Consider the following 26,407-nt stretch of genomic DNA (forward strand, 5'->3'; position numbering starts at 1 on the left):
CTGCGGGCAGCCGGCTTCAGCCCGTGACCTCGATCCCCTCGACGAGGCGCCTGGCAAGACGCGGCTCGCGCAGCCTGTCGATCCACCACTGCAGGGCGCGCCCCGCGTGTTCGCCGCGCCACGCGACATACAGCACGTTCGGCTCGCGCGGGTTCGCCGTGGCCTTCTCGATCAGTTCGCCGCGCTCGATCAGCTTCGCCGCGCGCTGCCGCGGCACCCAGCCCACGCCCAGGCCCTCGCGCTGCGCGAGGATCTTGGCGCGCATCGACGGCACCGCCAGCACCTCTTGCGCGCCGAGCAGCCCGTAGCCGCGGCCCGGCGCGAGCCGCGCCGAATCGCCAACCGCCACGCCGCGCTCGGCGAGCATACGCTCGCGGGTGAGCGGCCCCTTCTCGCGCGCGAGCCGGTGGCGCGGCGCCACCGCGAACACCCACTCCATCACGCCCAGTTCGAACCAGTGCAGGCCGTCGATGGCGGGCGGCTCGTTGGTCGCGCCGACGACCAGATCGGCGCGGCCGTCGCGAAGGGCCTCCCAGGTGCCGGAGAGTACTTCGTGTGTGAACCGCAGTCTCACGCCGGACTTCAGCGCATCGAAGTCGCGGATCACCGGCATCAGCAGTTCGAACTCGAGAATCTCGTCGGTAACGATCCACAAGCGGTCTTCCCAGCCGTTCGCGACCTGCCGCACGCGCTGCGTCATGCGCGCGACGTCCTGCATCAGGCGGCTCGCCTCCTCCGCGAGCAGATGCCCGGCTGGGGTGAGCTGCAGCCGGTAGCGCCGGCGGTCGAAGAGGAGCGCGTCGAAGCGCGCCTCGAGTTGCCGCGCGGCATGGGAAATCGTGGAAGGCGCCTTGTTCAGACGTGCCGCCGCGCGCGACAGGCTGCCGGTTTCGCGGATGGCATCGAGCAACGCCAGTTCCTCTTCGGAGAGCATGTGCGACTCCATCGAACGGGTGATCAGGCGATGGTATGGCAGAAACGGGGCGTGAGTCCGGCTATGTGTCGCCGTCTTGAGGGCTAACGGTCGACGTCCCGACAGGCAAGTGCCCAACGTGAGTTGCGGGAGCGCTTTAGTGGCGAACTCGCCTGATCGACCGCCGATCGCGGGTTTGCCCGTATGCAGCCGGGCGGAAAAAAAGGCGCCACGTTTGCACGCGGCGCCTTGAAAAGTTCTAGCCATTCCGAGGGCCGTGCTAGAACCTGAGAGACGGTATTCGGCTGCGCCGCGCCATCGGAAAACGACACGCAATTATGCGAATTGCATAGCGCGAGACGCATTAAAACCCCGCAATTTTTGCGGGGTTGGGCGGATTACCGAAATCGGGTTCCATTTTTTACCTACATGCTAACTAAGTCAAGCAAAATCTCGCCAAAATACGCCAATCGTCGAGCATCTGGCATCCATTACAATCATCTGATAATTTGCACACGAATTTAGGGCGCGTTGCGTTGATCGAACGCAAACGATCGTATCGCGCGGCGCGCCTGCGCTGACTTTGTAACGCCCCGCGCGAAATCTCAAATCTGAAATCCTGTTTCGGAAAATTGTCCCGCCAATGACTTCCGCACCCGATTCGCGCCATCCCGACGACACTCCGCGAGATAAAGACGGCGGCGCCGACGAAGTAACGGCGCTCGCGCGCGGCCTTGCCGTCCTGCGCTGCGTCGCGGCCGCCGACGCGCCGCTCAGCAACCGCGAACTGACCGAACTGACGGGCATTCCCAAGCCCACGCTTTCGCGCCTCACGGGCACGCTCGTGAGCACGGGCTTTCTCGCCCGGCTGCCCGACAGCGAGCGCTTCGTGCTCACGTCGTCGGTGCTGGAGCTGTCCAACGGCTTCCTGCGCAACGCCGACATCCGCAGCCGGGCGCGGCCTTTTCTCACGCGGCTGGCCGAGCGCACCGCGCTCTCGGTGCACCTCGCCGTGCGCGACCGTCTGGACATGGTCGTGATCGACGCGATCCGCCCGCGCACCGCCGTGCTCGTCACGCGCCTCGAGCTCGGCTCTCGCATCGACATGGGCCGCACTGCCGTCGGGCGCGCCTACCTCGCCGCACTCGACCCGCACGCGCGCGCCGAACTCACCGCCGCGCTGCAGACCTCGACCGGCAACGACTGGGGCGTCTTCGGCAGCCGGCTCGACGCCGCGCTCGCCGAGACCGCCGCCCACGGCTACGGGCTCGCGATCGGCGAATGGTACGAGGGGCTCAACGCCATCGCCACGGCATTCGCGGGTCCCAACGGCGAGATCTACGCCATCAACTGCGGCGGCGCGGCGCAGCAGTGCCCGCGCGAGTGGCTCGTCAGCCACGTCGTACCGCTGCTGCGCGAATGCGTCGCGCGCATCGTCGACGAGATTGGCGGCGCCCTGCGCCTGCCCCACGCGACCTGACAACGCGAGCGCCTGCGCCTTACAGGAAACTCACGAAGGGTGTAACGCTCGTAACGTCTCGAAAGAAACGGCACTGGACTGTAACGAAGCGGGCAACGTAGCATCATGCTTTTTGGCGGCAGGGGCCAGCCGCGCCGCCGCCCTTCGCCCGTCACGCCAGCCAGCCGCCGGCCGCCGTCCAAGCCCGTGAACGCATGGCGCGGGACTGGAGCCGCAGCGCGGCGCGTCCTGACATCGTGCTTGCGCACGATCTGCGTAGTATCGGCGCGCCCCCGCTGCGCCGGCTCCCTGCGTTTTTTGCGTGCGCTTCGCGGCCGGCACCCCGCAGTGCGCTCAGCCAAGAGCCTTCGAGCCCCCCGCTTCGAGAACCTGTTACCGACCTGACCGATGGATCAACAAGAAAAGCGCCCGGATTCCCCCCGTAAAGAAACGACGCCGCAGGCCCCCGCGCCGGCCGCCGCGAGCCGCCGCAAGGGCAAGTTCATCATCGCGCTGGGTGTGGTCGTCGTGATCGCCGGCATCGTGCTCGCGCGCTGGCAACCGTGGAACAAGGCGCCCTCGGGCGGCAACGCCGCCGCGGCGGCCGGCGCGCGCATGCGTCACGGCGGTCCGGGCGCCATGGGCAACATGCCGCAGCCCGTGAGCGTGGCCACGGCGAAGGCCGGCGACATGCCCATCGTCATCACCGCGCTCGGCACGGTCACGCCGCTTGCCGACATCACGGTGCGCACACAACTATCCGGCACGCTTCAGGACGTCTACTTCCAGGAAGGCCAGATGGTGAAAAAGGGCGATGTGCTCGCGCAGATCGACCCGCGCCCGTACCAGATCTCGCTCGCCAACGCCGAAGGCCAGCTCGCCCGCGACGAGGCGCTGCTCGCCACGGCGCGCCTCGACCTCAAGCGCTACCAGACGCTGCTCTCGCAAGACTCGATCGCGAGCCAGCAGGTCGACACGCAGGCCTCGCTCGTCAAGCAGTATGAGGGCACCGTCAAGTCCGATCAGGCCAGCGTCGATACCTACAAGCTCGACCTGACCTACGCGCGCATCACGGCGCCCGTATCGGGCCGCGTGGGGTTGCGCCAGGTCGATCCGGGCAACTACGTGACGCCCGGCGACACCAACGGCATCGTCGTGCTCACGCAGCTCGAGCCGATCAGCGTGATCTTCACGACCTCGGAGGACAATCTGCCCCCCATCATGAAGCAGCTGCGCGCGGGCACGAAAATGCCGGTCACGGCCTACGACCGCAGCAACACCACGATGCTCGAAGCCGGGTCGCTCCAGACCATCGACAACCAGATCGACACCACCACGGGCACCGTCAAGCTGCGCGCGAGCTTCACGAACCATGAACAAGCGCTCTTCCCGAACCAGTTCGTGAACGCGCGCCTGCTCGTCGATACGATCCACGACGCCGTGATCGTGCCGACTTCGGCTGTGCTCAACGGCTCGCAGGGACAGTACGTCTACGTCGCGAAGCCCGACAACACGGTGACGGTGCGGCTCGTGAAGGTCGGCCCCGTCGATGCCGAGCGCACCAGCATCGCCTCGGGCCTCGCCGTGGGCGAGCGCGTGGTGACCGACGGCTCCGACCGTCTGCGCGAAGGCGCGAAGATCACGATTCCCGCCGGGCATCCGCAACACGCGAAGGCGGCGTCGGGAGCCGCCGGCGCGAGCGGCGCCTCCTGGGCCGGCGCGGCGTCGGGCGCGCGTCATGGCCACCGCCACGCCTCGCAGACGCCAGCCCAGTAAGCCAGCATGAATCCATCCCGCGTCTTTATCCTGCGGCCGGTCGGCACGGCGCTGCTCATGGCGGCGATCATGCTGGTCGGCCTCGTCGCGCTTCGTTTCCTGCCGCTTTCCGCCCTGCCCGAAGTCGATTACCCGACCATTCAGGTGCAGACCTTCTACCCGGGCGCGAGCCCGGATGTGATGACGTCTTCGGTCACGGCGCCGCTCGAGCGCCAGTTCGGGCAGATGCCGTCGCTCAACCAGATGTCGTCGCAGAGTTCGGCGGGCTCCTCGGTCATCACGCTGCAGTTCAGCCTCGACCTGCCGCTCGACGTGGCCGAGCAGGAAGTGCAGGCCGCCATCAACGCGGCCGGCAACCTGCTGCCCTCGGACCTGCCCGCGCCGCCGATCTACGCCAAGGTCAACCCCGCCGACGCGCCGATCCTCACGCTCGCGATCACCTCGAAAACGCTGCCGCTCACGCAGATCCAGGATCTCGCCGACACGCGCCTCGCGCAGAAGATCTCGCAGGTGGCGGGCGTGGGCCTCGTGAGCCTGTCGGGCGGCCAGCGCCCCGCGGTGCGCATCCAGGCGAATCCGCGCGCGCTCGCGGCCTACGGCCTGAATCTCGACGACCTGCGCACGAGCATCTCGAACCTGAACGTCAACACGCCCAAGGGCAACTTCGACGGCCCCACGCGCGCCTACACGATCAACGCGAACGACCAGCTGACCGACGCCGACGCCTATAAAGACGCCGTGATCGCCTACCGCAACGGCCGCCCCGTCATGCTGACCGACGTCGCGAACATCGTGCAGGGCGCGGAAAACACCAAGCTCGGCGCATGGGCCGACGGCACGCCCGCGATCATCCTGAACGTGCAGCGCCAGCCGGGCGCGAACGTGATCCAGGTGGTGGACAGCATCAAGGCGCTGTTGCCGCAATTGCAGGAATCGCTGCCCTCGTCGCTCGACGTGCAGATCGTCACCGACCGCACCACCACGATCCGCGCCTCGGTGCGCGACGTGCAGTTCGAACTGCTGATGTCGGTGGTGCTCGTGGTGCTCGTGATGTACCTGTTCCTCGCGAACGTCTACGCCACGATCATTCCGAGCCTTTCGGTGCCGCTTTCGCTCATCGGCACGCTCGCCGTCATGTATCTGTGCGGCTTCTCGCTCGACAACCTGTCGTTGATGGCGCTCACCATCGCGACAGGTTTCGTGGTGGACGACGCCATCGTCATGATCGAGAACATCGCGCGCTACGTGGAGGCGGGCGACACGCCGCTCGAAGCGGCGCTAAAGGGCAGCAGGCAGATCGGTTTCACCATCATCTCGCTGACGGTGTCGCTCATCGCCGTGCTGATTCCGTTGCTCTTCATGGGCGACGTGGTGGGCCGCCTGTTCCACGAATTCGCCATCACGCTCGCGGTGACGATCGTGATCTCGGCCGTGGTCTCGCTCACGCTCGTGCCGATGATGTGCGCGAAGATGCTGCGCCACACGCCGCCGCCCGAAAGCCACCGCTTCGAGGCGCGCGTGCATGCGTTCTTCGACTATGTGATCGGCCGCTATGGCGTGGCGCTCGAATGGGTGCTCGCACGCCAGCGCCTCACGATGATCGTGTTCCTCATCACGCTCGTGCTCACCGGCATGCTTTACGTGATCGTACCCAAGGGCTTTTTTCCCGTGCAGGACACGGGCGTGATCCAGGCCATCACGCAGATGCCGCAATCGGTGTCGTATGCGTCGATGGCCGAGCGCCAGCAGGCGCTCGCCGCGGAAATTCTCAAGAACGAAAACGTCGAAAGCCTCACGTCGTTCATCGGCGTGGACGGCACCAACATCACGCTCAACAGCGGCCGCATGCTCATCAACCTGAAGCCGCGCGACGACCGCAGCGAAACGGCGAGCGAGATCATCCGCGACCTGCAAAAGAGCGTGGCCCACGTGCCGGGCGCGACGCTCTACATGCAGCCGGTGCAGGACCTCACGATCGACTCGACGGTGAGCCCCACGCAATACCAGTTCATGCTGACCACGCCGAAGATCCAGGACTTCACGACCTGGGTGCCGAAGCTCGTGCAGCGCCTGCAGCAACTGCCCGAACTCGCGGATGTGGCGACGGACCTGCAGGACCAGGGCAGCTCCGTGTTCATCGAGATCGACCGCGCAAGCGCGGCCCGCTACGGCATCACGCCCGCGACGGTGGACAACGCACTCTACGACGCCTATGGCCAGCGCATCATCTCGACGATCTTCACGCAGTCGAACCAGTACCGCGTGATTCTCGAAGCCGATCCGGTTCTGCAGCACTACACCGACGCGCTGAACTCGATCTACCTGCCCTCCTCGACCTCGGCCACAGGCCAGGTGCCGCTTTCGGCCATCGCGAAGTTCCACGAGCGGCCCGCGCCGCTGCTCGTCACGCATCTCTCGCAGTTCCCGGCCACGACGGTCTCGTTCAACCTCGCGCCGGGCGCCTCGCTCGGCGCGGCGGTGAAGGCGATCCAGCAGGCGGAAAAGGACATCGGCCTGCCGGGCTCGTTCCAGACGCGCTTCCAGGGCGCCGCGCTCGCGTTCCAGGCGTCGCTGTCCAACGAGCTGTTCCTGATCCTCGCGGCCATCGTCACGATGTACATCGTGCTCGGCGTGCTGTACGAGAGCTTCGTGCACCCCATCACGATCCTCTCGACGCTGCCGTCGGCCGGGATCGGCGCGCTGCTCGCGCTGATACTGACCGGGCACGACCTCGACATCATCGGCATCATCGGCATCGTGCTCCTGATCGGCATCGTGAAGAAGAACGCCATCATGATGATCGACTTCGCGCTCGAGGCCGAGCGCCAGGAAGGCAAGCCGCCGCGCGAGGCGATCTACCAGGCGTGTCTGCTGCGCTTCCGGCCGATCATGATGACGACGATGGCAGCGCTGCTCGGTGCCGTGCCGCTGATTCTCGGCTTCGGCGCGGGCAGCGAGCTGCGCCGGCCGCTCGGCATCGCGATTGCGGGCGGCCTGATCGTGAGCCAGGCGCTCACGCTCTTTACGACGCCTGTGATCTACCTCGCGTTCGACCGGATCGCGCAGCGTCTGCGCCAGCGCTTCGGCAGCGGATCGCGCGGCGCGGCATCGTCTTCGTCGCAGAGCTGACGCGATGAATCTCTCGCGCCCGTTCATCTCCCGCCCCGTCGCGACCACGCTGCTCGCCATCGGCATCGCGCTGGCCGGCCTTTTCGCATTCACGAAGCTGCCGGTCGCGCCCCTGCCGCAGGTGGACTTTCCGACCATCTCCGTGCAGGCCACCTTGCCGGGCGCGAGCCCCGAAACGGTGGCAACCAGCGTGGCGAGCCCGCTGGAGCGGCACCTGGGGTCGATCGCCGACGTCACGGAGATGACCTCGCAAAGCTCGGTGGGCAGCACGCGCATCACGCTGCAATTCGGCCTGAACCGCGACATCGACGGCGCGGCGCGCGACGTGCAGGCGGCGATCAACGCCGCGCGCGCGGACCTGCCCACGAGCCTGCGGCAGAACCCGACCTACCACAAGGTCAACCCCGCCGACGCGCCGATTCTGATTCTCGCGCTCACCTCGCCCACGCTCACCGCGGGCCAGCTCTACGACTCGGCTGCCACGGTGCTGCAGCAGTCGCTCTCGCAGGTGGACGGCGTGGGCGAAGTCGACGTGAGCGGCTCGGCGAATCCGGCCGTGCGCGTGGAACTCGAGCCGCACGCGCTGTTTCACTACGGCATCGGCCTCGAAGACGTGCGCGCGGCGCTCGCCTCGGCCAACGCGAACAGTCCGAAGGGCGATATCGAATTCGGCCCGCAGCGCTTTCAGCTCTACACCAACGATCAGGCAAACAAGGCGAGCCAGTACAAGGACCTCGTGATCGCCTACCGCAACGGCGCGGGCGTGAAGCTCTCGGACGTGGGCGAAGTCGTCGATTCGGTGGAAGACCTGCGCAACATCGGGCTCGCCAACGGCAAGCGTTCCGTACTCGTGATCCTCTACCGCCAGCCGGGCGCGAACATCATCGAGACCGTGGACCGCGTGATCGCCATGCTGCCGCAGCTCAAGGCGTCGCTGCCCGCCGACGTCGAGGTGATCCCGACATCCGACCGCTCGGTCACGATCCGCTCCTCGCTCAAGGACACCGAGCGCACGCTCATGATCGCCGTGGCGCTCGTCGTGATGGTGGTGTTCCTGTTCCTGCGCAACTGGCGCGCGACGCTCATTCCGAGCGTGGCCGTGCCCATCTCGATCGTCGGCACCTTCGCGGCGATGTACCTGATGGGCTTCTCGCTCGACAACCTCTCGCTGATGGCGCTCACCATCGCGACCGGCTTCGTCGTGGACGACGCCATCGTCGTGCTGGAGAACATCTCGCGGCATATCGAAAACGGCGTGCCGCGCATGAAGGCGGCGCTGCTCGGCGCGCGCGAGGTGGGCTTCACGGTGCTCTCGATCAGCGTGTCGCTCGTCGCCGTATTCCTGCCGATTTTGCTGATGGGCGGCATTGTCGGGCGCCTGTTCCGCGAGTTCGCGCTCACGCTCTCGCTCGCCATTGCGGTGTCGCTCGCCGTCTCGCTCACGCTCACGCCGATGATGTGCTCGCGCCTGCTCGAGGAGGCGCACGAGAAGAAGGCAGAAGGCCGCTTCGCGCAGTGGCTCGAGCGCGGCTTCCTGCGCTTGCAGGGCGGCTACGAGCGCACGCTCGGCTGGGCGCTGGCGCATCCGTTCGTCATCCTGCTCACGCTCGTCGCGACCATCGCGCTGAACGTCGCGCTCTACGTGGTCGTGCCCAAGGGCTTCTTCCCGCAGCAGGATACGGGGCGCCTGATCGGCGGCATCCAGGCCGACCAGGCCACCTCGTTCCAGGCGATGAAGGTGAAGTTCGCCGAGATGATGCGCATCGTGCAGGCGAACCCGGCGGTGGAATCGGTCGCGGGATTCTCCGGCGGCCGCGCGACGAACGCGGGCTTCATGTTCGTCTCGCTCAAGCCCAAGAGCGAGCGCAAGCTTTCCGCCGACGAGGTGATCGCGCAACTGCGCGGGCCGCTCTCGAACGTGGCGGGCGCGCGCACCTTCCTGCAAGCGGTGCAGGACATTCGCGTGGGCGGCCGGCAGTCGAACGCGCAGTACCAGTTCACGCTGCTCGCGGACAACACCGCCGACCTCTACAAGTGGGGGCCGAAGCTCACCGAGGCGCTGCAGGCGCGCCCCGAACTCGCCGACGTGAATTCGGACCAGCAGCAAGGCGGCCTCGAGTCGATGATCAACATCGACCGGCAGAGCGCCGCGCGCCTGAACATCACGCCCTCGCAGATCGACAACACGCTTTACGACGCCTTCGGCCAGCGCCAGGTCTCGACGATCTACAACCCGCTGAACCAGTACCACGTAGTGATGGAAGTCGCGCCGAAGTACTGGCAGAGCCCGACCATGCTCAACGAGATCTGGGTCAGCACCTCGGGCGGCACGGCGAGCGGCGCGCAGAGCACCAATGCGACGGCGGGCACGGTGACGGGCCCCACCACCGCCTCGACGGGAGGCACGGCCGCCACCACGATGTCGAGCGCCGCGGCCATCGCCGCCGACTCCGCGCGCAACCTCGCGACCAACTCGCTCGCCGCGAGCGGCAAGTCGAGCGCGTCGTCGGGCGCAGCCGTCTCCACGTCGAAGGAGACCATGGTGCCGCTCTCGTCGATCGCCTCGTTCGGCCCCGGCACGACGCCGCTTTCGGTGAATCACCAAAGCCAGTTCGTGGCCTCGACGATCTCGTTCAACCTGCCGCCCGGCAAATCGCTCTCGGACGCCACCCAGGCGATCTACGACACGATGGGCGAGATCGGCATGCCCGCGACGATTCACGGCAGCTTCCAGGGCACGGCACAGGCGTTCCAGCAGTCGCTCGACAACCAGCCGCTCCTGATTCTCGCGGCGCTCGCGGCCGTGTATATCGTTCTGGGCATTCTGTACGAGAGCTACATCCACCCGCTCACGATTCTCTCCACCCTGCCCTCGGCGGGCGTAGGCGCACTGCTCGCGCTGCTGCTCTTCAAGACGGAGTTCAGCATCATCGCGCTGATCGGCGTGATCCTGCTGATCGGCATCGTGAAGAAGAACGCGATCATGATGGTGGACTTCGCGATCGAGGCCTCGCGCCAGGGCCTGAGTTCGCGCGATGCGATCTATCAGGCCTGCCTGCTGCGCTTCCGGCCGATCATGATGACGACCTGCGCGGCGCTGCTCGGCGCGTTGCCGCTCGCGTTCGGGCGCGGCGAAGGCGCGGAGCTGCGCGCGCCGCTCGGCATCTCGATCGTGGGCGGTCTGATCGTGAGCCAGATGCTCACGCTCTATACGACGCCGGTGGTGTACCTGTACATGGACCGGCTGCGTGTGTGGTGGGACGCGAAGCGCGGGCGCGGGGCGAGCGCGCCGCAGGCGGAGTGAGTGAGCGTTCTTGCAGCAGAAAGCGGCTGAAGCGTGGCATCCGCCGCTTTTTTATGCGCGCGCCCTTCGAGGCTCGCGCTGGCGCAACCGCGCAGGCAGGCAACGCACGATCAGATGCAGCACCAGCGGCACGATGATGCCGTCGTCCACGATACCGGCGAGCGGCATCGCGATATTGAACGGGTCGAGCGCATAGAGCGCGAGCAGCGCCGTGGCGGGCACGAGCCACACGGGACGCCCCGGCTGACGCAGCGCGTGCCACAGCACGCGCGCGTCGCCCTTCACCCCATGCCATAGCAACGCGATACGTTTCATCTGCTTGCTCCTTGCGGCTGGCGCAATGCGTGCGTTCGCCGCCTCAATGCTGTTCGTGGCCCGGTGCCGAGGTTGCCACGCTTACAGCCTCTGCGCAATCGCCAGCGTGAAAATACGCGCCCAGCGCTTCGCTTCGCGCTCGCCTTGCATCGGTAATTGCCAGAGCGGGCGCTTCGGATCGGCCACGCGCAGCGCCACGTGCCAGCCGTTGGCATCGCGCGCCGGCTGCGCACCCTGGAGGTCGGCGAAAATATACGCGCCGTGCGCCCCGCCCTGCGTCAGTTCGCACAACCGCTTGGCCGCCGCGAGACGGGCCTCGCCCCACGCGCCGGCCACGCGGTGCGTCCAGTCGCCTTCGCCGCGCACGTTGGGCGCCACTTCACGCATACGGCGCCACCACCAGACGATGAGCGCGACGAACAACGCCGCGGCAAGCACGGCTGCGCCCACGGCAACACCCGTGCCGAACTGCGACGCAATGGCGTTGAAGGACCAGTACGCGCCGTAGACGAGCGCGGCGAGAGCAAACAGGACAACGACGATCGGCATGCGGATATTCCGTGCGGCGGAAGAGAAAGGCCAGGACAGATGCGCAGGGACGAGCGGGACAGATCGCGACAAGGCCCGCGCGCGTGGCGGGCCCCGCTTACCGCCGAGAATCGCGATAACTCGCGATGACTCGCGACGACTACTGCTGCGGATGCTGCGCGGCCCATTCCTTCACGGCGCGCAACGTATTCGTCACATGCTGGTCCGGCGACAGGCTCGTATATTCGTAGATGATCTTGCCGTCCGGCGCGATCACATACGACACGCGATTGGCCATCGCCTCGTGCATCGGCATCGACGCGTCGTACGACTTGATGATCTTGGAGTCTTCGTCGGCGGCCACCGGGAACTTGCTGCGGCACTCGCTCACCGAAAACTTCGTGAGCGTGCCGATGTTGTCGTGCGAAACGCCGATCACGGTCGCGCCGTACTGCTTGTACTGATCGACCGCTTCAGCGAATTCATGCGCCTCGATCGTGCAGCCCTTCGTGAACGCGGCCGGATAGAAGTACACCACCACCGGCCCCTTCTTGAGCTCCGAAGCGAGCGAATAGGTGTACGTCTTGCCGCCCAGCGATGCCTGGGTCGTGAAGTCGGGTGCGGAATCGCCCGGCTTCAGTGTTGCCTGCGCAGACAGGGTAAAGAGCGCAAGCCCGGCGCAGACGAGCGCCGCGGCTCCTGCCGCAAAGAACCTCGGTTTCATATCGAATGTCCTCGAGTTGAGTCACCGCGCCGGCGCGCGTTTTGCCCGCGCATTTTGCTGGTCACGCAAATGAGACGCATAACGGCACGCAGCCGGCGATGCCGATATTGGAGCACACAATGGCGGCGTTCGCAGCGCGCCCCCAACGCGAACCTTACAATCTTGTTTCAACCCTCGGCGTAGGCCGTGAACCACGCGCCGGCCCACAGGTTCAACTCGGCCAGCAACGGCGGCGTGAGCGCGTTGAACATGCCGCCCGCCTCGCGCGCGAGGCGCTGCGCACCGTCGTGGTCGCCGCGCTCGGCCGCGGTTGCGATGCACAGCAGCGTGCCGAGCGCGCCGCGATGACCGTCCACGGCCTCGACGATCTCGCGTGCAAGGCCGAGACGTTCGAGCGTGTGCTCAGGCGTCGAGCCCACCAGCACGTGCACGAGCGAGAAGATGCCGGTCATGAAGGCGGCATCGGCGAAATCGGGGTCCTGCGGGCTCAGGCTGCGCGCGGCAAGCTCCATGAAGTGCGAGCGCGTGCCCGCGAGCTGCACGAGCGGGTCCGAGCCCCAGGGCAGGTCGCGTCCGCTCGCGTAGAGCAGCAGTTGCGCCCAGCGCGCGATCTGGCGCGTGCCGGCCGCGAGCACCGCCTCGCGCAGCGACGAAATCGGCCGCCCCGGCGAGTACGCGCTCGAATTGACGAGACGCAGCAGTTGCACCACTACGCCGGGGTGGCTGCGCAGTTCGCGCTCGAGTTCGGCCGTGCCGACGTCGTTGGCCACCAGCGCGAGCAGGCGCACGAGCGCAAGGCGCGAAGCGCGCACGCGCGGCGCGCGCAGCACCTGCGGGCGCGCGAAGAAGTAGCCCTGAAAAAGCTCGAAGCCGAGCGACGAGGCCAGTTCGAAGTCTTCTACTGTCTCGACCTTCTCGGCGATCAGCGTCTTGCCGTGCGCGGCGAGGCTCGCGACCAGCCCGGGCAGCGCCGCGCGCTCGGTCTGCATCAGGTCGACCTTGACGATGTCCGCGTAGGGCAACGCGCGCAGGAGGTTCTCCGTGATCTCGCACACGTCGTCGAAAGCAATGCGGTAGCCCGCGCGGCGCAGTTGTGCGAGACGCTCCAGAACCGCGGCGTCGAAGCGCACGTGTTCGAGCACCTCCAGTACGAAGCGGCCCGGCGGCAGCAGATGCACGATGTCGTCGAACAGCAGCTCGCGGCTGATGTTGACATAGCCGTAGTGACGGCCGAGCACCGCGGGCACGCCGAGCTGGCCGATCGTGCGCGTCATCACCTGGGCCGTGGCGAGCGCGTCGTCGTCGATGTCCGCGCGGTTCTGCGCGCCGCCGCGGAACAGCAGCTCGTAGGCGTTGAGTGCGCCATGGCGATCGAGAATAGGCTGCCGCCCGAGATAGACGAACGGCTGCGGACCGGTTGATGGCCCGGGCGCAAGGCCAGGTTGTGAAGCTGACGGCATAGATGGCGCGGAACCAGGGGTGCCCCTGCCCGCATCGTCTCGCGCAGCCTCGCTTGCCGGCGCGGCAAACGCTGACGATGAATCGGACATGGCGGATGACTCGTACGGATGGAATAGCCGGTAATGGCCGCCGTCTTGCCGGGCCGCCCCTGCGGCCGGCAAGACGGGCGCTGCACGCGCCGACCCATTGCGCATGGCGAACGGCGTCTCGACCGGCGCCACTTTAACCGAATCTGGACGCCGCCGCACCGATCTCCCGTCACGTTTATGCGTTAGGTGCCATTTCGGTCGCCGCGGCTAAAGATTTCTCCTCCGGGGTCGATAACCTGCTCTGATGGGCGCCTTCAGCCGGACATGGAAACCGGCCGGGACACCACAGACAAACGAAGGGTTGCCAGCGACAGACATGGAAGCGAACAGGATCTCCGCGCCCCGCCAGGGCTGGTTGCGCACGGTCATCGACCGGCTTTACGCGCTTGCCGGCACCAGGGGCATTGCCGGCGACCCGCCCGTGCCTCGCGACGCGAACGCGCCACATGCCGCGCAGGCACCGAGCGCAGCGCGGGCAGCCGACCACCGGGACGCCGCACCGCTCGCCCCCGCTTCGCCTGCCGCTGCCGAACCCCGCTACGCCGACGCCGTTTCGCGCTCGTTCGAGAACACCGCCGCCGCGGTGGACTTCCTCGTGCACGTGGACGAGGGGCTCCACTTTCTCTACGTCTCCGACGCGAGCCTGCGCTTCGCGGGGTATCACCGCGAGTTCCTGCTCGGCTCCACGCTCGCCGACATCGTCACGCCCGGGCATCACGAACGCCTCGAGGCGCTGATCGCACGCGCCGCGCACAGCGGCGCCGTGGAAAAAGACACGATCGACCTCGTCAAGGCGCTCACCTACCCCCTTCCCGTGGAGCTGCGCGTGCAGCGCGCCCAGTATGGCGAGACGGCCGGCTTCGCCGTGGCGGGCTTCGATGTTTCCGGCTGGCAGGGCACCGAGGCCGCGCTCACCCACGCGCTCCATCACGACCCGCTGACCGGCCTGCCCAACCAGACTGCGCTCGCGCCCGCGCTGCAGCGCGCCCAGGCCGACGCGGACCATTTCGGCGTGCCGGTGGCGCTGCTGCTGCTCGACCTCGACGACTATCAGCGCGTGAACCGCGCGCTCGGCTACGACGCCGGCGACGAGCTGCTGCGCGAGACCGCGCGGCGCCTCACCCACCTCGCGCTGCAGGACGAAACGATCGCGCGCATCGGCAGCGACGAGTTCGCCATCCTGATCACGCCGCAACGCCACGCCGCCCCCGACGAAGTGCGCGCCGCCGCCGAAACGCTCGGCCGGCGCCTGCTCACCTCCATCCTGCAGCCGTACTCGTTTCGCAACCAGCCCGTGCACCTTTCGGCGAGCATCGGCATTGCGTTCCATCCGGACCAGCGCCCGGACGCCGCCGGCGCGAACAAGGCCGATGGCGGCGCCGACACCACGCCGCTCATCCGCCGCGCGGATCAGGCGCTCCAGCAGGCCAAGGCGATCGGCGGCAATACGCTGACGTTGCACGTGCCCGACGACGATCCCACCGACGCCATGCGCCTGAAGCTGGAGTCGGACCTCTACGACGGTGTGCGCAACGGCGAATTCTCGCTACACTTCCAGCCCATCACGAGCAGCGCGTCGCGCGGCGTGGTCGGCGTGGAGGCGTTGATCCGCTGGCAACATCCATTGCACGGTCTCGTGCCGCCTTCAACGTTTATTCCGCTTGCGGAATCCGTCGGCCTGATTAATTATCTCGGCAATTGGGTTTTGAAGGCTGCCTGTATGCAACTGACCCAATGGGACGAGCAAGGCATCGAACTGCAGTACATGGCGGTCAATGTGTCGCCCCAGCAGTTCCGCAATCCGCGGTTCAGGGAAAGTGTCGAGGAGGCGATCGAGCTCACCGGAGTCGATCCGGGCCGGCTCGTGTTCGAGATCACCGAGAGCCTGCTCATGCACGATCCGCAGCATGCGAAAACGCTGCTCGAAGAGCTCACCTCGCTTGGCATTCGCTTCGCGGTGGACGACTTCGGCACGGGGTATTCGAGTCTTGCGTACCTGCAGCGCTTCCCGCTCTCGAAGCTGAAGATCGATCGAAGCTTCGTCGAGAACCTCATCACTTCGCGCAACGATCAGGCGATCGTCAACGCGGTGGTGGGGCTCGCGCGTACGCTCGATCTCGAACTCGTGGCCGAGGGCGTGGAAACGGAGGCGCAGCGCGAGCTGCTCACGAACATGGGTTGCGAGCATATCCAGGGATGGCTCGTCTGCAAGGCGCTGCCTTCAGAAGAATTGCAGCAGCGCTTCGTTTCGGGTGCGTTGCACGTGCACGAGGCGCAATGATGCGGGCGTCGCAAACAGCAGGGCTTTCGCGAAATTGACATGGTTCAGATGGTAAAGGCCGTCCTGCTAGACCGCTTGTGGGCCCGCATGAACGAACGCGGGGATTTCCCCTTGCTGTCGCAATCGCTGCGCACCACGGTCGCGGCGATGACGAACGACGACTACGATTTCAGCGCGCTCGTCAAGGTGGTGCTCTCTGATTTCGCGCTCACGCAGAAAGTGCTGCGTCTCGCGAATTCGGCCATGTACATGGCGTTCGGCGGCAACATCACGACCGTCACGCGCGCGCTGATGGTCCTCGGCATGGACGCCGTCGGCCATCTCGTCGTCGGCCTGAAGATCGTCGATCACTTTCACCACAGCGCGCCGCGCCGCATCGACGCCAAGCTCGAACTGAACCGCACCATGCTCTCGGGCTGCGTCGCGCGCAAGCTCACCGAGCACGGCGACCTGCGCGCGGGCGAAGAGGCCGTGGTCTGCACGCTCATGCGCCAGGTGGGCAAGCTGCTCGTGGTGTTCTATCTCGAACCCGAGTGGGACCAGATCCGCCGCGAGATCGACGAAGGATCGAGCGACGACGAGGCCTGCCTCAACGTCCTCGGCGTGACCTTCGAAGAACTCGGCCTCGAAGCCGCCACGCGCTGGCGCCTGCCCGACACGATCCGTTCCGGCATGCGCCAGTACGACCCGGCCGACAAGGAGCCGCGCGACGCACAGTGGCTGCGCGCCATCACCAACTATTCGACCGAAGTCGCGCGCGTGCTGACCACGGCGGGCCTCTCCGAGGAAATGCGCGAGACGCACATTGCGGAGCTTGCGCAGCACTACGGCCGCGCGCTCTCGACCGATGCCGATGTGCTCGTGCAGATGAGCCTCGCGCTCGCGCGCGAGGAAGCCGAAGATGGCGTCATGCGCGAGATCGTCGAATTGCGCGCCAACGCCGACGCCATTGCCCGCGAAGCGCTCGATCCCGAGGCGCGCATCGCGGCCGGCGTCGAGGATCTGCGCGCCTTGCCGGCCGACAGCGCGCTCGGCACCGCCCTCACGCTCGCGACCGAAACCGTGCTCGCGGGCCTGGGTTTCGCCCGCAGCGTGGTGTTCGTGCGACGCGGGGCGAACATGTTCGAGGCGCAGCACGGCTTCGGCCCGCACATGGGCGATGTGCTGCCCAGGCTCGCGTTTTCCGCCGCGTTCCAGCCCGACGTGTTTCATCTCGCCATCGCGAACAAGGTCGGCATCTTCATCGAGAATGCGCGCGATGCAAAGATACTTGCGCGCCTGCCCGGCTGGTATCGCTCGAGCTTCGACGACGCACGTGCGTTCGTGCTTCTGCCCGTGGGCGCGCCTGGCGTCGAGCCCGTTGCGCTGATGTACGGCGACTGGGTCGTCACCCAGGAGCCGCGCCGCATTTCACAGAAAGAGATGAGCGCGTTGAACGATCTCGCGCAGCAGCTCGCGCGCTTCTTCACGCACGTTGCGCAGACTGCATAAGTTTCGACCGGGTCCGGACTGAGCCGGGGCGCACTGCATCCCTTCGCGGCACCGCCCCGCCCGCTCAATCCTCGATCCGTTCCAGCCCCTCGTGTTCCGCGTCGCGGCCGGACGTGCCGGCCCATTCCGCGGCCGTGAGCGAGATAGCCGCGGCCGCCGCGGCGTCGAGCGGTGCGAGTTCCGCGCACAGCGCATCCACGCGGGCCCAGTCTGCGCGCTCCAGCGCCTCGGAAAGCTCGAGCAGCCGCCCGAGCGCGCCCTCGCGCCGCACGATCGCCGTGCGGATCGGTTTGGCCAGCGTGAGCACTTCGAGCGTGCTCTCGAGCGGGCCGCCGAACACCGCCTCGACGAACGAGAAAACCCCCACGAGGAACGCCGCGTCTTCCTCTTCGAGGTGCGCGTGGGCAAGCTGCGTCACCGCGATTTCCATGAAGCGCGCGCGCGTGGCCACGAGTTGCAGCAGCGGGTCGTCTTCGGCGGCGATCTTGCGGCCGTCGGCGTAGAGCAGCAACTGCGTCCAGCGGGCGATAGCGTTCGTGCCAGTCGCGTTGATCGCCTCGCGCAGCGTCGTCACCTTGCGGCCGATATTCATGCTGCCCGAGTTGGCGAGCCGCATCAGATGCATCACGAGCACGGGGTTGAGCTTCAGTTCCGCTTCGAGCTGCGCGACGGTGGGCTCGGCCGCAAGCAGATGCAGCAGGTTCAGCAGCGCCTGGCGCGGCGCGCTGGAGCGGCGCGCGCCGCCGTGCGGCTTCGCGAAGAAATAGCCCTGGAAGCGATCGAAGCCGAGACCGTGCGCGCGCTGATAGTCTTCCTGGGTCTCGACGCCCATGGCCACGAGCAGCTTGCCCGCCGCCTTCATCACGCTGGCGAACTTCGGCAGGACCGTGGGCGCGATCTCGCGGATGTCGATCTTGATGGCGTCCACATACGGCAGCAGCTTCGCGAGAGATTCGTCCGCCTTCGACACGTGGTCGAGCGCGAAACGGTAGCGGCGGCGGTGCAGCTCGACGAGCCGGGCGATCAGGTCCGCATCCGCGCCGATGTTCACCGGCAACTCGAGCATGACGCGCTCGGGGCTCACGCGCAGCAGGCCGTCGTGGAAAAGCGCGTCGCGCGTCATGTCGAGCCAGGCGGGATGGCCCGCGAGCGAGGCGCGCAAGACGGGCGCCGCGAAGCTTTTGAGGAGCGCCGTGCTCGTGGCGGAAGGCTTGGGCGTCAGGCCCGAGGCCTCGTCTTTGGCGGCCGCTTCGGCCTCCTGCCCGATTGCGGCGCTTTCTCGCCGGTCCACGAGGCGCGGCAACGTCTCGAACGCGCAGAGGAGACCCTCCCGGTCGAGCATCGGCTGGCGCGCGAAATACACGTCGATGGGCGGGCCGGCGTGTTCCGGCGACTGCGTGCTGCCCGCGACTCCTGACATTTGCGGCCGGTCTGCGGCGTTCAAGCTCATGGGGTCCCCCGCGCGGCGCCGCGCGCATGGCGGCGCCCTGGTCTTGTTTCTTGGCATGCCGCAACCGTTTGCGCTTCGCGCACATGGCGCACCGGACGCGGCACTTTCTTGTGTCGATTCTATCCTGGCAAGTAAGGCGCGGAAATGAAGTCCTGCGCGATCAGCGGGATTTTTTTGCAGTTTTTGCAGTGCCGCACGCGGCGCCGGCACGGCTGTGGCTCGGCGTCGGCACTCGACGCAAGAACGATTTGATACGCAATCCGAAACAAATGCGCAAAAAAACCGGCCGGCTGAATTTCGTCCAGCCGGCCGGTCTTTCGGCAGCGGCCGGTTACTTGAGCACGACCTTCACGTCGAAGTACTTCGCCGCGATGCGCTCGAGCGTGCCGTCCGCCTTCAGGTCCTTGAGCGCGCCGTTCAGTGCGGCCTTGAGCGCCGGGTCGTTCTTGCGCACGCCGTAGCCCACGCCCTCGCCGAGCAGTTTGACGTCCACGACCTGCGGGCCAGCGAACGCGAAGGCCGCGCCCTGCGGCTTGTTCAGGAAGCCCTTGGAGGCGGCTTCGGCGTCGAGAAACGAGGCGTCGAGGCGGCCCGAAACGAGGTCCGCATAGATCTGGTCCTGCGTCGGGTACGGCACGACGTCCACGCCCGCGGGCGCCCATTTCGCTTTCGCGTAGGTTTCCTGGATCGTGCCCTGGAGCACGCCCACGTGCTTGCCCTTGAGCGACTCGGGCGTGGGCTGCAGTGTGCTGCCCTTCTTCGCGATCATCTGGTTCGGGATCGCGTAGATCGGGTCGGTGAAGTCGATGGCCTGGCGGCGCTGGTCCGTGATTGACATGTCGGAATTGATCGCGGCGAACTTGCGCGCCTGCAGCGCCGGAATCAGGCCGTCGAACGAGTTTTCCACCCACACGCACTTTGCCTTGAGCTTCGCGCAGACGGCATTGCCCACGTCGATATCGAAGCCCTGCAGTTCGCCCGCGGGCGACTTCGATTCGAACGGCGCGTACGACGCCTCCACGCCAAAGCGGATTTCCTTGATGTCGGCGGCGTGTGCGGCACCTGCCGCGCCTGCCGTCATGGCGGCCGCGCAGAATGCGAGCGTCGCCAGCTTGTTCCAGTTCGTCTTCATCGATGTCTCATTCCAGTCAGATGGGTTGCGCCGGCGAAGCCCGTTCACGCAGCTTCGTGGTCCGATTCGCCGCCAGAAAACGGCTTCCCGGCGCGGGCACAGGATCGCTGCGCCAAAAATGCGGCTCAATCGCGCGTACCGTGTATGGTGCGACGCAGCAACCGCGCGGGCGCGATTGTACCGCGACGGCGCCGGCGCCCCGCCGCGCGCGCGGCAAGCGGCGCATGGCGCGCCCGCGCGCGCACGCGCTGCGTTCGAACCTGCAAGTGGATGTCGTAGCTGCGCAAGCGCATGAGAGCGCGTGCTCTCGGGCAAGCGCTCAAACGAGGGCGGCGAGCGTCTCGCGGGTCGTATCGACGACGAGCAGGCCCGCGCGCAAGCCCGGCTTCACGCCCGGATTCGGGAACACGATGCGCTCCTCGTCGTGCTGCACCACGTAGCGGTAGGCGCCGTCTTCCGCGAGCACCTCGCCGCGCGGAAACGGGGTGAAGTTGGGCACGTCGGCGGCCACGTTGAGTTTGAGCGCCGCGCTCTGCTTCGTGATCTGGCCGATCACCGTGAAGATGCGCGGCATCTGCGCGCCCTTCGGCAAAGCCACGTCCCCCGCCACGAGACGGCGCACGGCGGCGTCGGCGCCGGCGAAGCGCGCCAGGTCGTTCTGGCCGAACGGCCGCACCTTGCCGAGTTCGAGCGTGCAGGCGAGCGCGCCACACGTCCCGGCCGTATACGACGACAAGGTCGCGCCCTTCTCGGTGTGGATCAGCACCGCGGCGATGCGCGCGTCGGCGAGCCATTCGAGCATCGCGCGCGCGGGCGGCTCGCCCGTGTGAGGCAGCAGCGCGAACTGCTCGAACGCCGAAGCGCGGATCGCCGTATGCATGTCGAGATGCCAGCGCGCGAAGGGCGCAGCGGCGGAACCCGCGGCCTTCGCGAAGAAACGCTGCGCCGCCGCTTCGAGCGCAACGGCGCGCGGCGCCTCGCGGCTCGCCGGCACACTCGCATGGCGGCCGCCGAACAGGCGGTTCAGATCGTCGTCGAGATAACGCTCCCCAGCGCGCATCGCGCCGGCATTGCCGAGCACCGCGAGCACGCGGCAGGCGAGCGGCGCGCGGCCCGCCGCGATGTCGGCCACGAGTTGCGAGAGCAGTTCGATCGGTGCCGTCTCGTCGCCATGCACGCCTGCCGAAAGCAGCACGCTGCGCGTCGTCTCGTCGATGCGTGCCGGTTCCAGCTCCAGCACGCCCTCGTCGAGCCATTGCCAGCGCACGCCGCCCGCGCATTCGCCGCGCGCCGCTGCGGGCGTGGCCGGGCGCGCGCCCGCGAGCGTGTACGCGAGAAAGTCCGCGAGCGGGCGATCAGCGCTGGAAGTCATAGAGCGATCCGAGGCCGAGAATCTGCGTGAGTTCGTCGAGCGCCGTGCGCGACTCGACGAGCAGCGCCGGATCGGTCAGATCCTGCGGCGCGAGCCGGTCCCGATAGTGCCGCTCGATCCAGCCGTCGAGGCGCGTGAAGAGCGCGTCGTTCATCCACACGCCCGGCGCCGTCGCCGCGCGCTCTTCCTCGCTGAGCACCACGCGCAGACGCAGGCACGCCGGACCGCCGCCGTTCTTCATGCTCTCGCGCAGATCGAACACGAGCACTTCGTCCACCGGGCCGCTGCTCGCGGCCAGTTCGTCGAGGTAGATCGCCACGTGCGGATTCTCGCGGCATTCCTGCGGCACGACGAGAATCTGCGTGCCGTCCGCGCGGCTCAGCAACTGGCTGTTGAAGAGATAGGACGACACCGCGTCGGCCACGCTCACGCGCGCTTCGGGCACTTCGATCACATGAAACGGCGCGTCGTGCGCCGCGAGCTTCGTGCGCAGTTCGTCATAGACCGCCTTCTGGTCGACGAAGGCGCGCTCGTGGCAAAACAGCGTGCTGCGGTTGCCCACGGCGATCACGTCGTTATGGAACACGCCGGCGTCGATCACGTCCGGATTCTGCTGCGCGAACACGGTGAGCGCATCGGTGAGGCCGTGACGCTGCGCAATGGCGCGGCTCGCCTCGAACGTCTGCCGCGCCGGGAAGCGCCTGGGCTCCGGTCCACGGCGGTATTCGCTGCGCCCATACACGAAGAACTCCACGCCGCGCTCGCCGTACTGCGCGCCAAAGCGCGTATGGTTGGCCGCGCCTTCGTCGCCGAGCGCGGGCGTGCCGGGCAGCGCCTCGTGCACGACGAAGTGCGAGGAGTCCGCGAACACCGTGGAAAGCGTGCGGCGAGTGGCCTCGTGCTCGATCGCGCGATGCAGTTTGCTGCACAGGTTCGCGGGCGTGAAGTGCACGCGCCGGTCGGGCGTATCCGCCGAAGGGCTCACCGTGGCCGCATTCGCGGTCCACATGGCCGATGCCGAGCTTGCCGCCGCGAGCAGTTCGGGCGCGTCTTTCGCGGCGCGCGCAATCGCTTCGGCATCCTTACCGCCGAAGCCCAGTTCGCGCAGCAGCCGCATGGACGGCCGCTCCTGCGGCGGCAGCACGCCTTGCGCGAAGCCGAGGTCGGCGAGCCGCTTCATCTTGCGCAAGCCCTGCTGCGCCGCGGCGCGCGGGTTCGCGACAGACTTCTCGTTGTTCTGCGAGGCGACGTTGCCGAACGACAGCCCGGCGTAGTTGTGCGTGGGGCCGACGAGTCCGTCGAAGTTGGCTTCAAGGGTTGGCATCGTCGTTCCTTAGAAGTAAAGACCCGGCGAAACGCTCGCGGGCATCTGCAGTTGCGCGCTTTCCACCGAGGCCATCGGGTAGGCGCAGTAGTCGGCGGCATAGTACGCGCTCGGCCGGTGGTTGCCCGAACGGCCCGCGCCGCCGAACGGCGCGCCGCTCGACGCACCGTTGGTCGGCCGGTTCCAGTTCACCACGCCCGCGCGGATCTCGCGCGTGAAGCGCTGCCACAGCGCTTCGTCGTCGGCGAGCAGGCCCGCCGAGAGGCCGTACGCCGTATTGTTGGCCTGTGCGATGGCGTCGTCGAAACCCGCGTAGCGGATCACCTGCGCGAGCGGTCCGAAGTGCTCCTCGTCGGGCAGATCGGCCACGCCCGTCACGTCGAGAATCGCCGGCGTCACGAAGCCGAGCGCCGGGTCGCGCTGCGTCATCGGCAGCAAGGCGCGCGCGCCGCGCTCGAGCAACTGCGCCTGCGCACTCATCAGCTTGCCCGCCGCGCGCGCCGAAATCACGGCGCCCATGAAGGGCTGCGGCTCGGCGTCGTACTCGCCCACCGTAATGCGCGAACTCACGTCGACGAAGCGCGCGAGAAAACGCTCGCCGAATGCGTCCGCCGGCACGAGAATGCGGCGCGCGCAGGTGCAGCGCTGCCCCGCCGAAAGAAAGGCCGACTGGATCGCGTGATGCACGGCGGCGTCGATATCCTCGACTGGCGCGACGACGAGCGGATTGTTGCCGCCCATTTCCAGCGCGAGCACGATCTCGGGCCGTCCGCCGAACTGGCGATGCAGCAGCGTGCCCGTATCCGAGCTGCCCGTGAAAAAGAGCCCGTCGATCTGTTTGTGATTCGCAAGCGCAATGCCTGTGTCGCGCTCGCCCTGCACGAGGTTGAGCACGCCCGCGGGCAGGCCGGCCTCGCGCCAGAGTTCGACCGTCACGCGCGCCACTTCAGGCGCGAGTTCCGAAGGCTTGAACACGACCGCGTTGCCCGCGATCAGCGCCGGCACGATATGACCGTTGGGCAGGTGGCCCGGGAAGTTGTACGGACCGAACACGGCGACGACGCCATGCGGGCGATGACGCAGCACCGCCACGCCGTCGGCCATCGGCGCGCGTTTCTCGCCGGTGCGCTCGCCGTAAGCGGTGATCGAAATCGCGACCTTCGCGGCCATCGACGCCGCTTCGGTGCGCGCTTCCCAGAGCGGCTTGCCGGTCTCCCGGCCAATCGCCCCGGCAAGCGCTTCCTTCTTTTCGGTGACGAGCGCGGCGAAGCGCTTCACGATCTCGCAGCGCGCTTCGAGCGGCGTTTGCGCCCACGCGGCGAACGCGCGGCGCGCGGCGTTCACGGCGCGATCGACATCTTCGGCGCTCGCGGCATTGCCGCTCCACACGGTCTCGCCCGTGCCTGGGTTGCGCGAAGCGAACGCGGGGCCCGAGGCCGCGCACCATTGTCCATCGATGTAAAGCTCGTTCATGGTCATCCTTTTGTCGACCAGATTCAGCCCTTTGGCGCCGACTCTGGTCCCATGCAGGTTTATCGCTGTTGCTTCTGGGCAGGGCCGAGCACGCGCACGGGATCGCCCGCCGCGACGTTCAGCGCCGCCGCTTCCGTGGCGCTCAGCGCAAACACGCCGTCGTGCACGACGCCCGGCGCGAAACCCACGCGAAAATCGCCAAGCGACGTATTGGACACGAGTGAGCGCACGCCCGCTTCGGCGTGCGCCTCACCGATCTCGACCGGTACGACCACGCTGTCGCGCACCGTGCGCAGATCGCCGATATGGCATTCGAGCACCGGGCCCGCATCGAAGATATCGACGTGATTCTCGTAGCGCAGCCCCTCGGCCTCGAGCATGCGGCGCGCGGGAATCGTGTCGGCATGCGTGAGGCCGACGCAAGCCTGCGCCTCCTCGGGCAGCAGTTCCACGTACACTGGGTAACGCGGCATCAGTTCCGCGAGGAACGACTTGCGTCCGTGCGAGCTGAGGTAGTCGGCTGCGTTGAAATCGATTTGATAGAAGTGCGAACCGACGGCGCGCCAGAACGGCGACGTGCCTTGCGCGTCGAAATGGCCGCGCAATTCCGCGCACAGGCGCTCGGGAAAGCGCTCGCGAAACTGCGCGATGAACATGAAGCGCGAACGCGAAAGCAGCCCGCCCACCCCGCCCGTGCGATAGCGCGGCGAAAGAAAGAGCGAACACACCTCGGCATAGCCCGTGAGATCGTGCGAGATATTGAGCGCGCGCATGCGCGTCCAGATGCCGAGTTCCTGGCTTGCGTGCACCACCGTGCTCACGCGGTAGTTGTAGAACGGCTGCTCCAGTCCCACGGCCGTTTCGATGCCGCAAACGCCGGCTATGTCGCCCGTGGCCGTGTCTTCCATCACGAAGAAGTAGCCGGCTTCGCGCGGCGCGGCATCGCCGGCGAGCGTGCGCCGCGCGCGCTCGATGCGCGCCTTGAGCGCCTCGCGGTCCGGCTTGAAAGTAGTGAGGCCGGGGCCCGTTTCCTGGGCGAGCGCGACGAGCGCGTCCACGTCGCCCGTTTGCACGGCGCGTACCACGATCATTGTGCGTCTCCCATATAGGCATCCTCAGTTTGCGGGGTGGCGCGATAGAGCGGCGCACAGCGCACCGGCTCGCCGTCCTGCACGTCGAGCGCGGCGCGCGCGCTCGCGTCGAGAGGGGCGATCATGCCCGCGCCCTTCCCGCTTTCGGGCAGCGTCGCGAGCACGCAGCGGAACTCGCCCGCGCGCTGGCTCGCGACCAGATACGCCGCGCCTTCGAGGTTCGTTGCGGGCGCAGCTTCGCGCACCGTGCGCGTCTCGTTGCCGGCGACCGAGGCCGTGCGGTCCACCTGCGCGGTCAGCACCGGGCCCGCGTCGAAGATATCGACGTAGCGGTCCGGCTCGAAGCCCTCTTCCAGATGGATCTCGTAAGCGAGCAAGGCGCTCGGATCGGGCTCGCCGAGCACGCGCTGCGCCGGCTCGGGCAGCAGCGGCACATAGAGCGGATAGGCCGGCATGACCTCGGCGATGAAGGTGCGGCTGCGTCCGCCCGAAGCCAGTTCGATGTCCTTGAAATCGCGCCCGAAGAACTTGCGCCCCACGGCCTCCCAGAAGGGCGAGGCGCCCGTCTCGTCGGTCACGCCGAGCAGCAGCGAGAAGACTTCGGGCGTGAAGCGCCGGCGGTTCATCGCGACGTACATCATGCGCGCGCGCGACATGAGATGGGCGGCCGCGTCGCCGCGCAGCGTCGGCTCGATGTAGAAGCCCGCGAGGCGGCTCCTGCCCGTGAGTTCGTGCGACATCGTGAGCGCATGAATCTTGCGGTTCACGTGCAGTTCGCGCGACGCATGAATGAGCGCATCGTTGCGAAACGCGTAGAACGGCTCGGCGTAGCCGGCTGCCGCCACGATGCTCGAGGTGCCGACGAGCCGCCCCGTGGCGGAATCTTCGAGCACGAACAGATAGAACTCCTCACCGGGGAAGTCCACGTCCGCGCGAAACGAATCTTCCGAAAGCGCAATGCGCGCTTCCAACGCCGCGCGGTCGTGCGGCAGCGAATGCAGCACCGGCTGCGCGGTGCGCGCCATGTGGGCGATCGCGTCGAGATCGGAAAGCCTGGCGGGGCGAACGAATAGCATCGTCGGTCCTGTGTGTGCG

Annotated in this window: 18 protein-coding genes; 6 read left to right on the forward strand and 12 right to left on the reverse strand. The window is 67.3% G+C overall.

Annotation, left to right across the window (positions count from 1 at the left end):
* Positions 1–16: 16 nt before the first annotated feature.
* A complete protein-coding gene (locus tag C7411_RS12575) occupies positions 17–934 on the reverse strand; it encodes a LysR family transcriptional regulator (protein WP_110384610.1) in 918 nt (305 codons plus the stop codon).
* A 622-nt stretch (positions 935–1,556) separates the two neighbouring features.
* Here C7411_RS12575 and C7411_RS12580 point away from each other — a divergent pair.
* The 4 genes from C7411_RS12580 to C7411_RS12595 all read left to right on the forward strand — a co-directional run bounded on the left by C7411_RS12580 (position 1,557) and on the right by C7411_RS12595 (position 10,581).
* Positions 1,557–2,393 (forward strand): IclR family transcriptional regulator, encoded by an 837-nt coding sequence (locus C7411_RS12580; protein ID WP_110384611.1) that lies wholly within the window; start codon positions 1,557–1,559, stop codon positions 2,391–2,393.
* 387 nt (positions 2,394–2,780) lie between these two features.
* Positions 2,781–4,148, forward strand: a complete 1,368-nt coding sequence (locus C7411_RS12585) for an MdtA/MuxA family multidrug efflux RND transporter periplasmic adaptor subunit (protein WP_110384612.1) — start codon at positions 2,781–2,783, stop codon at positions 4,146–4,148.
* Between the two features lie 6 nt (positions 4,149–4,154).
* Positions 4,155–7,277 carry an MdtB/MuxB family multidrug efflux RND transporter permease subunit gene (locus tag C7411_RS12590; RefSeq protein ID WP_110384613.1) on the forward strand — a complete coding sequence of 1,041 codons (3,123 nt, stop codon included), beginning with the start codon at positions 4,155–4,157 and terminating at the stop codon, positions 7,275–7,277.
* A gap of 4 nt (positions 7,278–7,281) precedes the next feature.
* A complete protein-coding gene (locus C7411_RS12595; protein WP_110384614.1) occupies positions 7,282–10,581 on the forward strand; it encodes an efflux RND transporter permease subunit in 3,300 nt (1,099 codons plus the stop codon).
* Positions 10,582–10,632: 51 nt separating this feature from the next.
* Here the strand turns inward: C7411_RS12595 and C7411_RS12600 are convergent, their stop codons facing one another.
* The 4 genes from C7411_RS12600 to C7411_RS12615 all read right to left on the reverse strand — a co-directional run bounded on the left by C7411_RS12600 (position 10,633) and on the right by C7411_RS12615 (position 13,608).
* Entirely contained in the window at positions 10,633–10,896 is a 264-nt protein-coding gene (locus C7411_RS12600) for a hypothetical protein (protein WP_110384615.1), read from the reverse strand.
* 81 nt (positions 10,897–10,977) lie between these two features.
* A complete protein-coding gene (locus C7411_RS12605) occupies positions 10,978–11,445 on the reverse strand; it encodes a hypothetical protein (RefSeq protein ID WP_110384616.1) in 468 nt (155 codons plus the stop codon).
* Between the two features lie 139 nt (positions 11,446–11,584).
* Positions 11,585–12,148, reverse strand: a complete 564-nt coding sequence (locus C7411_RS12610) for a peroxiredoxin (protein WP_110384617.1) — start codon at positions 12,146–12,148, stop codon at positions 11,585–11,587.
* 167 nt (positions 12,149–12,315) lie between these two features.
* A complete protein-coding gene (locus C7411_RS12615; RefSeq protein WP_110384618.1) occupies positions 12,316–13,608 on the reverse strand; it encodes an EAL and HDOD domain-containing protein in 1,293 nt (430 codons plus the stop codon).
* A gap of 406 nt (positions 13,609–14,014) precedes the next feature.
* Here C7411_RS12615 and C7411_RS12620 point away from each other — a divergent pair, with 406 nt between their 5' ends.
* The gene (locus C7411_RS12620) at positions 14,015–15,979 is read left to right on the forward strand and encodes a putative bifunctional diguanylate cyclase/phosphodiesterase (RefSeq protein ID WP_110384619.1); all 1,965 of its coding nucleotides are present in this window, start codon (positions 14,015–14,017) and stop codon (positions 15,977–15,979) included.
* 48 nt (positions 15,980–16,027) lie between these two features.
* Entirely contained in the window at positions 16,028–17,470 is a 1,443-nt protein-coding gene (locus C7411_RS12625; protein ID WP_110384656.1) for an HDOD domain-containing protein, read from the forward strand.
* A gap of 64 nt (positions 17,471–17,534) precedes the next feature.
* On the opposite strand, the gene C7411_RS12630 is transcribed toward C7411_RS12625, so the two are convergent.
* The 7 genes from C7411_RS12630 to aruF form a co-directional block, all read right to left on the reverse strand.
* A complete protein-coding gene (locus tag C7411_RS12630; protein ID WP_110384620.1) occupies positions 17,535–18,920 on the reverse strand; it encodes an EAL and HDOD domain-containing protein in 1,386 nt (461 codons plus the stop codon).
* Positions 18,921–19,251: 331 nt separating this feature from the next.
* A complete protein-coding gene (locus C7411_RS12635) occupies positions 19,252–20,052 on the reverse strand; it encodes an ABC transporter substrate-binding protein (protein ID WP_110384621.1) in 801 nt (266 codons plus the stop codon).
* Between the two features lie 319 nt (positions 20,053–20,371).
* Positions 20,372–21,424: a succinylglutamate desuccinylase gene (gene astE, locus C7411_RS12640; RefSeq protein ID WP_110384622.1), complete on the reverse strand. Its 1,053-nt coding sequence runs from the start codon at positions 21,422–21,424 to the stop codon at positions 20,372–20,374.
* Positions 21,408–22,748 carry an N-succinylarginine dihydrolase gene (gene astB, locus C7411_RS12645; protein WP_110384623.1) on the reverse strand — a complete coding sequence of 447 codons (1,341 nt, stop codon included), beginning with the start codon at positions 22,746–22,748 and terminating at the stop codon, positions 21,408–21,410. Before astB ends, astE begins: the two co-directional genes overlap by 17 nt.
* 9 nt (positions 22,749–22,757) lie before the next feature.
* Positions 22,758–24,221, reverse strand: a complete 1,464-nt coding sequence (gene astD, locus C7411_RS12650) for a succinylglutamate-semialdehyde dehydrogenase (RefSeq protein ID WP_110384624.1) — start codon at positions 24,219–24,221, stop codon at positions 22,758–22,760.
* Between the two features lie 59 nt (positions 24,222–24,280).
* Positions 24,281–25,312 carry an arginine N-succinyltransferase gene (gene astA, locus C7411_RS12655; protein WP_110384625.1) on the reverse strand — a complete coding sequence of 344 codons (1,032 nt, stop codon included), beginning with the start codon at positions 25,310–25,312 and terminating at the stop codon, positions 24,281–24,283.
* Complete coding sequence (aruF, locus tag C7411_RS12660) at positions 25,309–26,388, reverse strand: arginine/ornithine succinyltransferase subunit alpha (RefSeq protein WP_110384626.1); 1,080 nt, start codon at positions 26,386–26,388, stop codon at positions 25,309–25,311. The genes astA and aruF overlap by 4 nt, the downstream gene beginning before the upstream one ends.
* Positions 26,389–26,407 lie beyond the last annotated feature (19 nt).

It is taken from the genome of Paraburkholderia silvatlantica (assembly GCF_003096715.1).
Lineage (GTDB): Bacteria > Pseudomonadota > Gammaproteobacteria > Burkholderiales > Burkholderiaceae > Paraburkholderia > Paraburkholderia silvatlantica.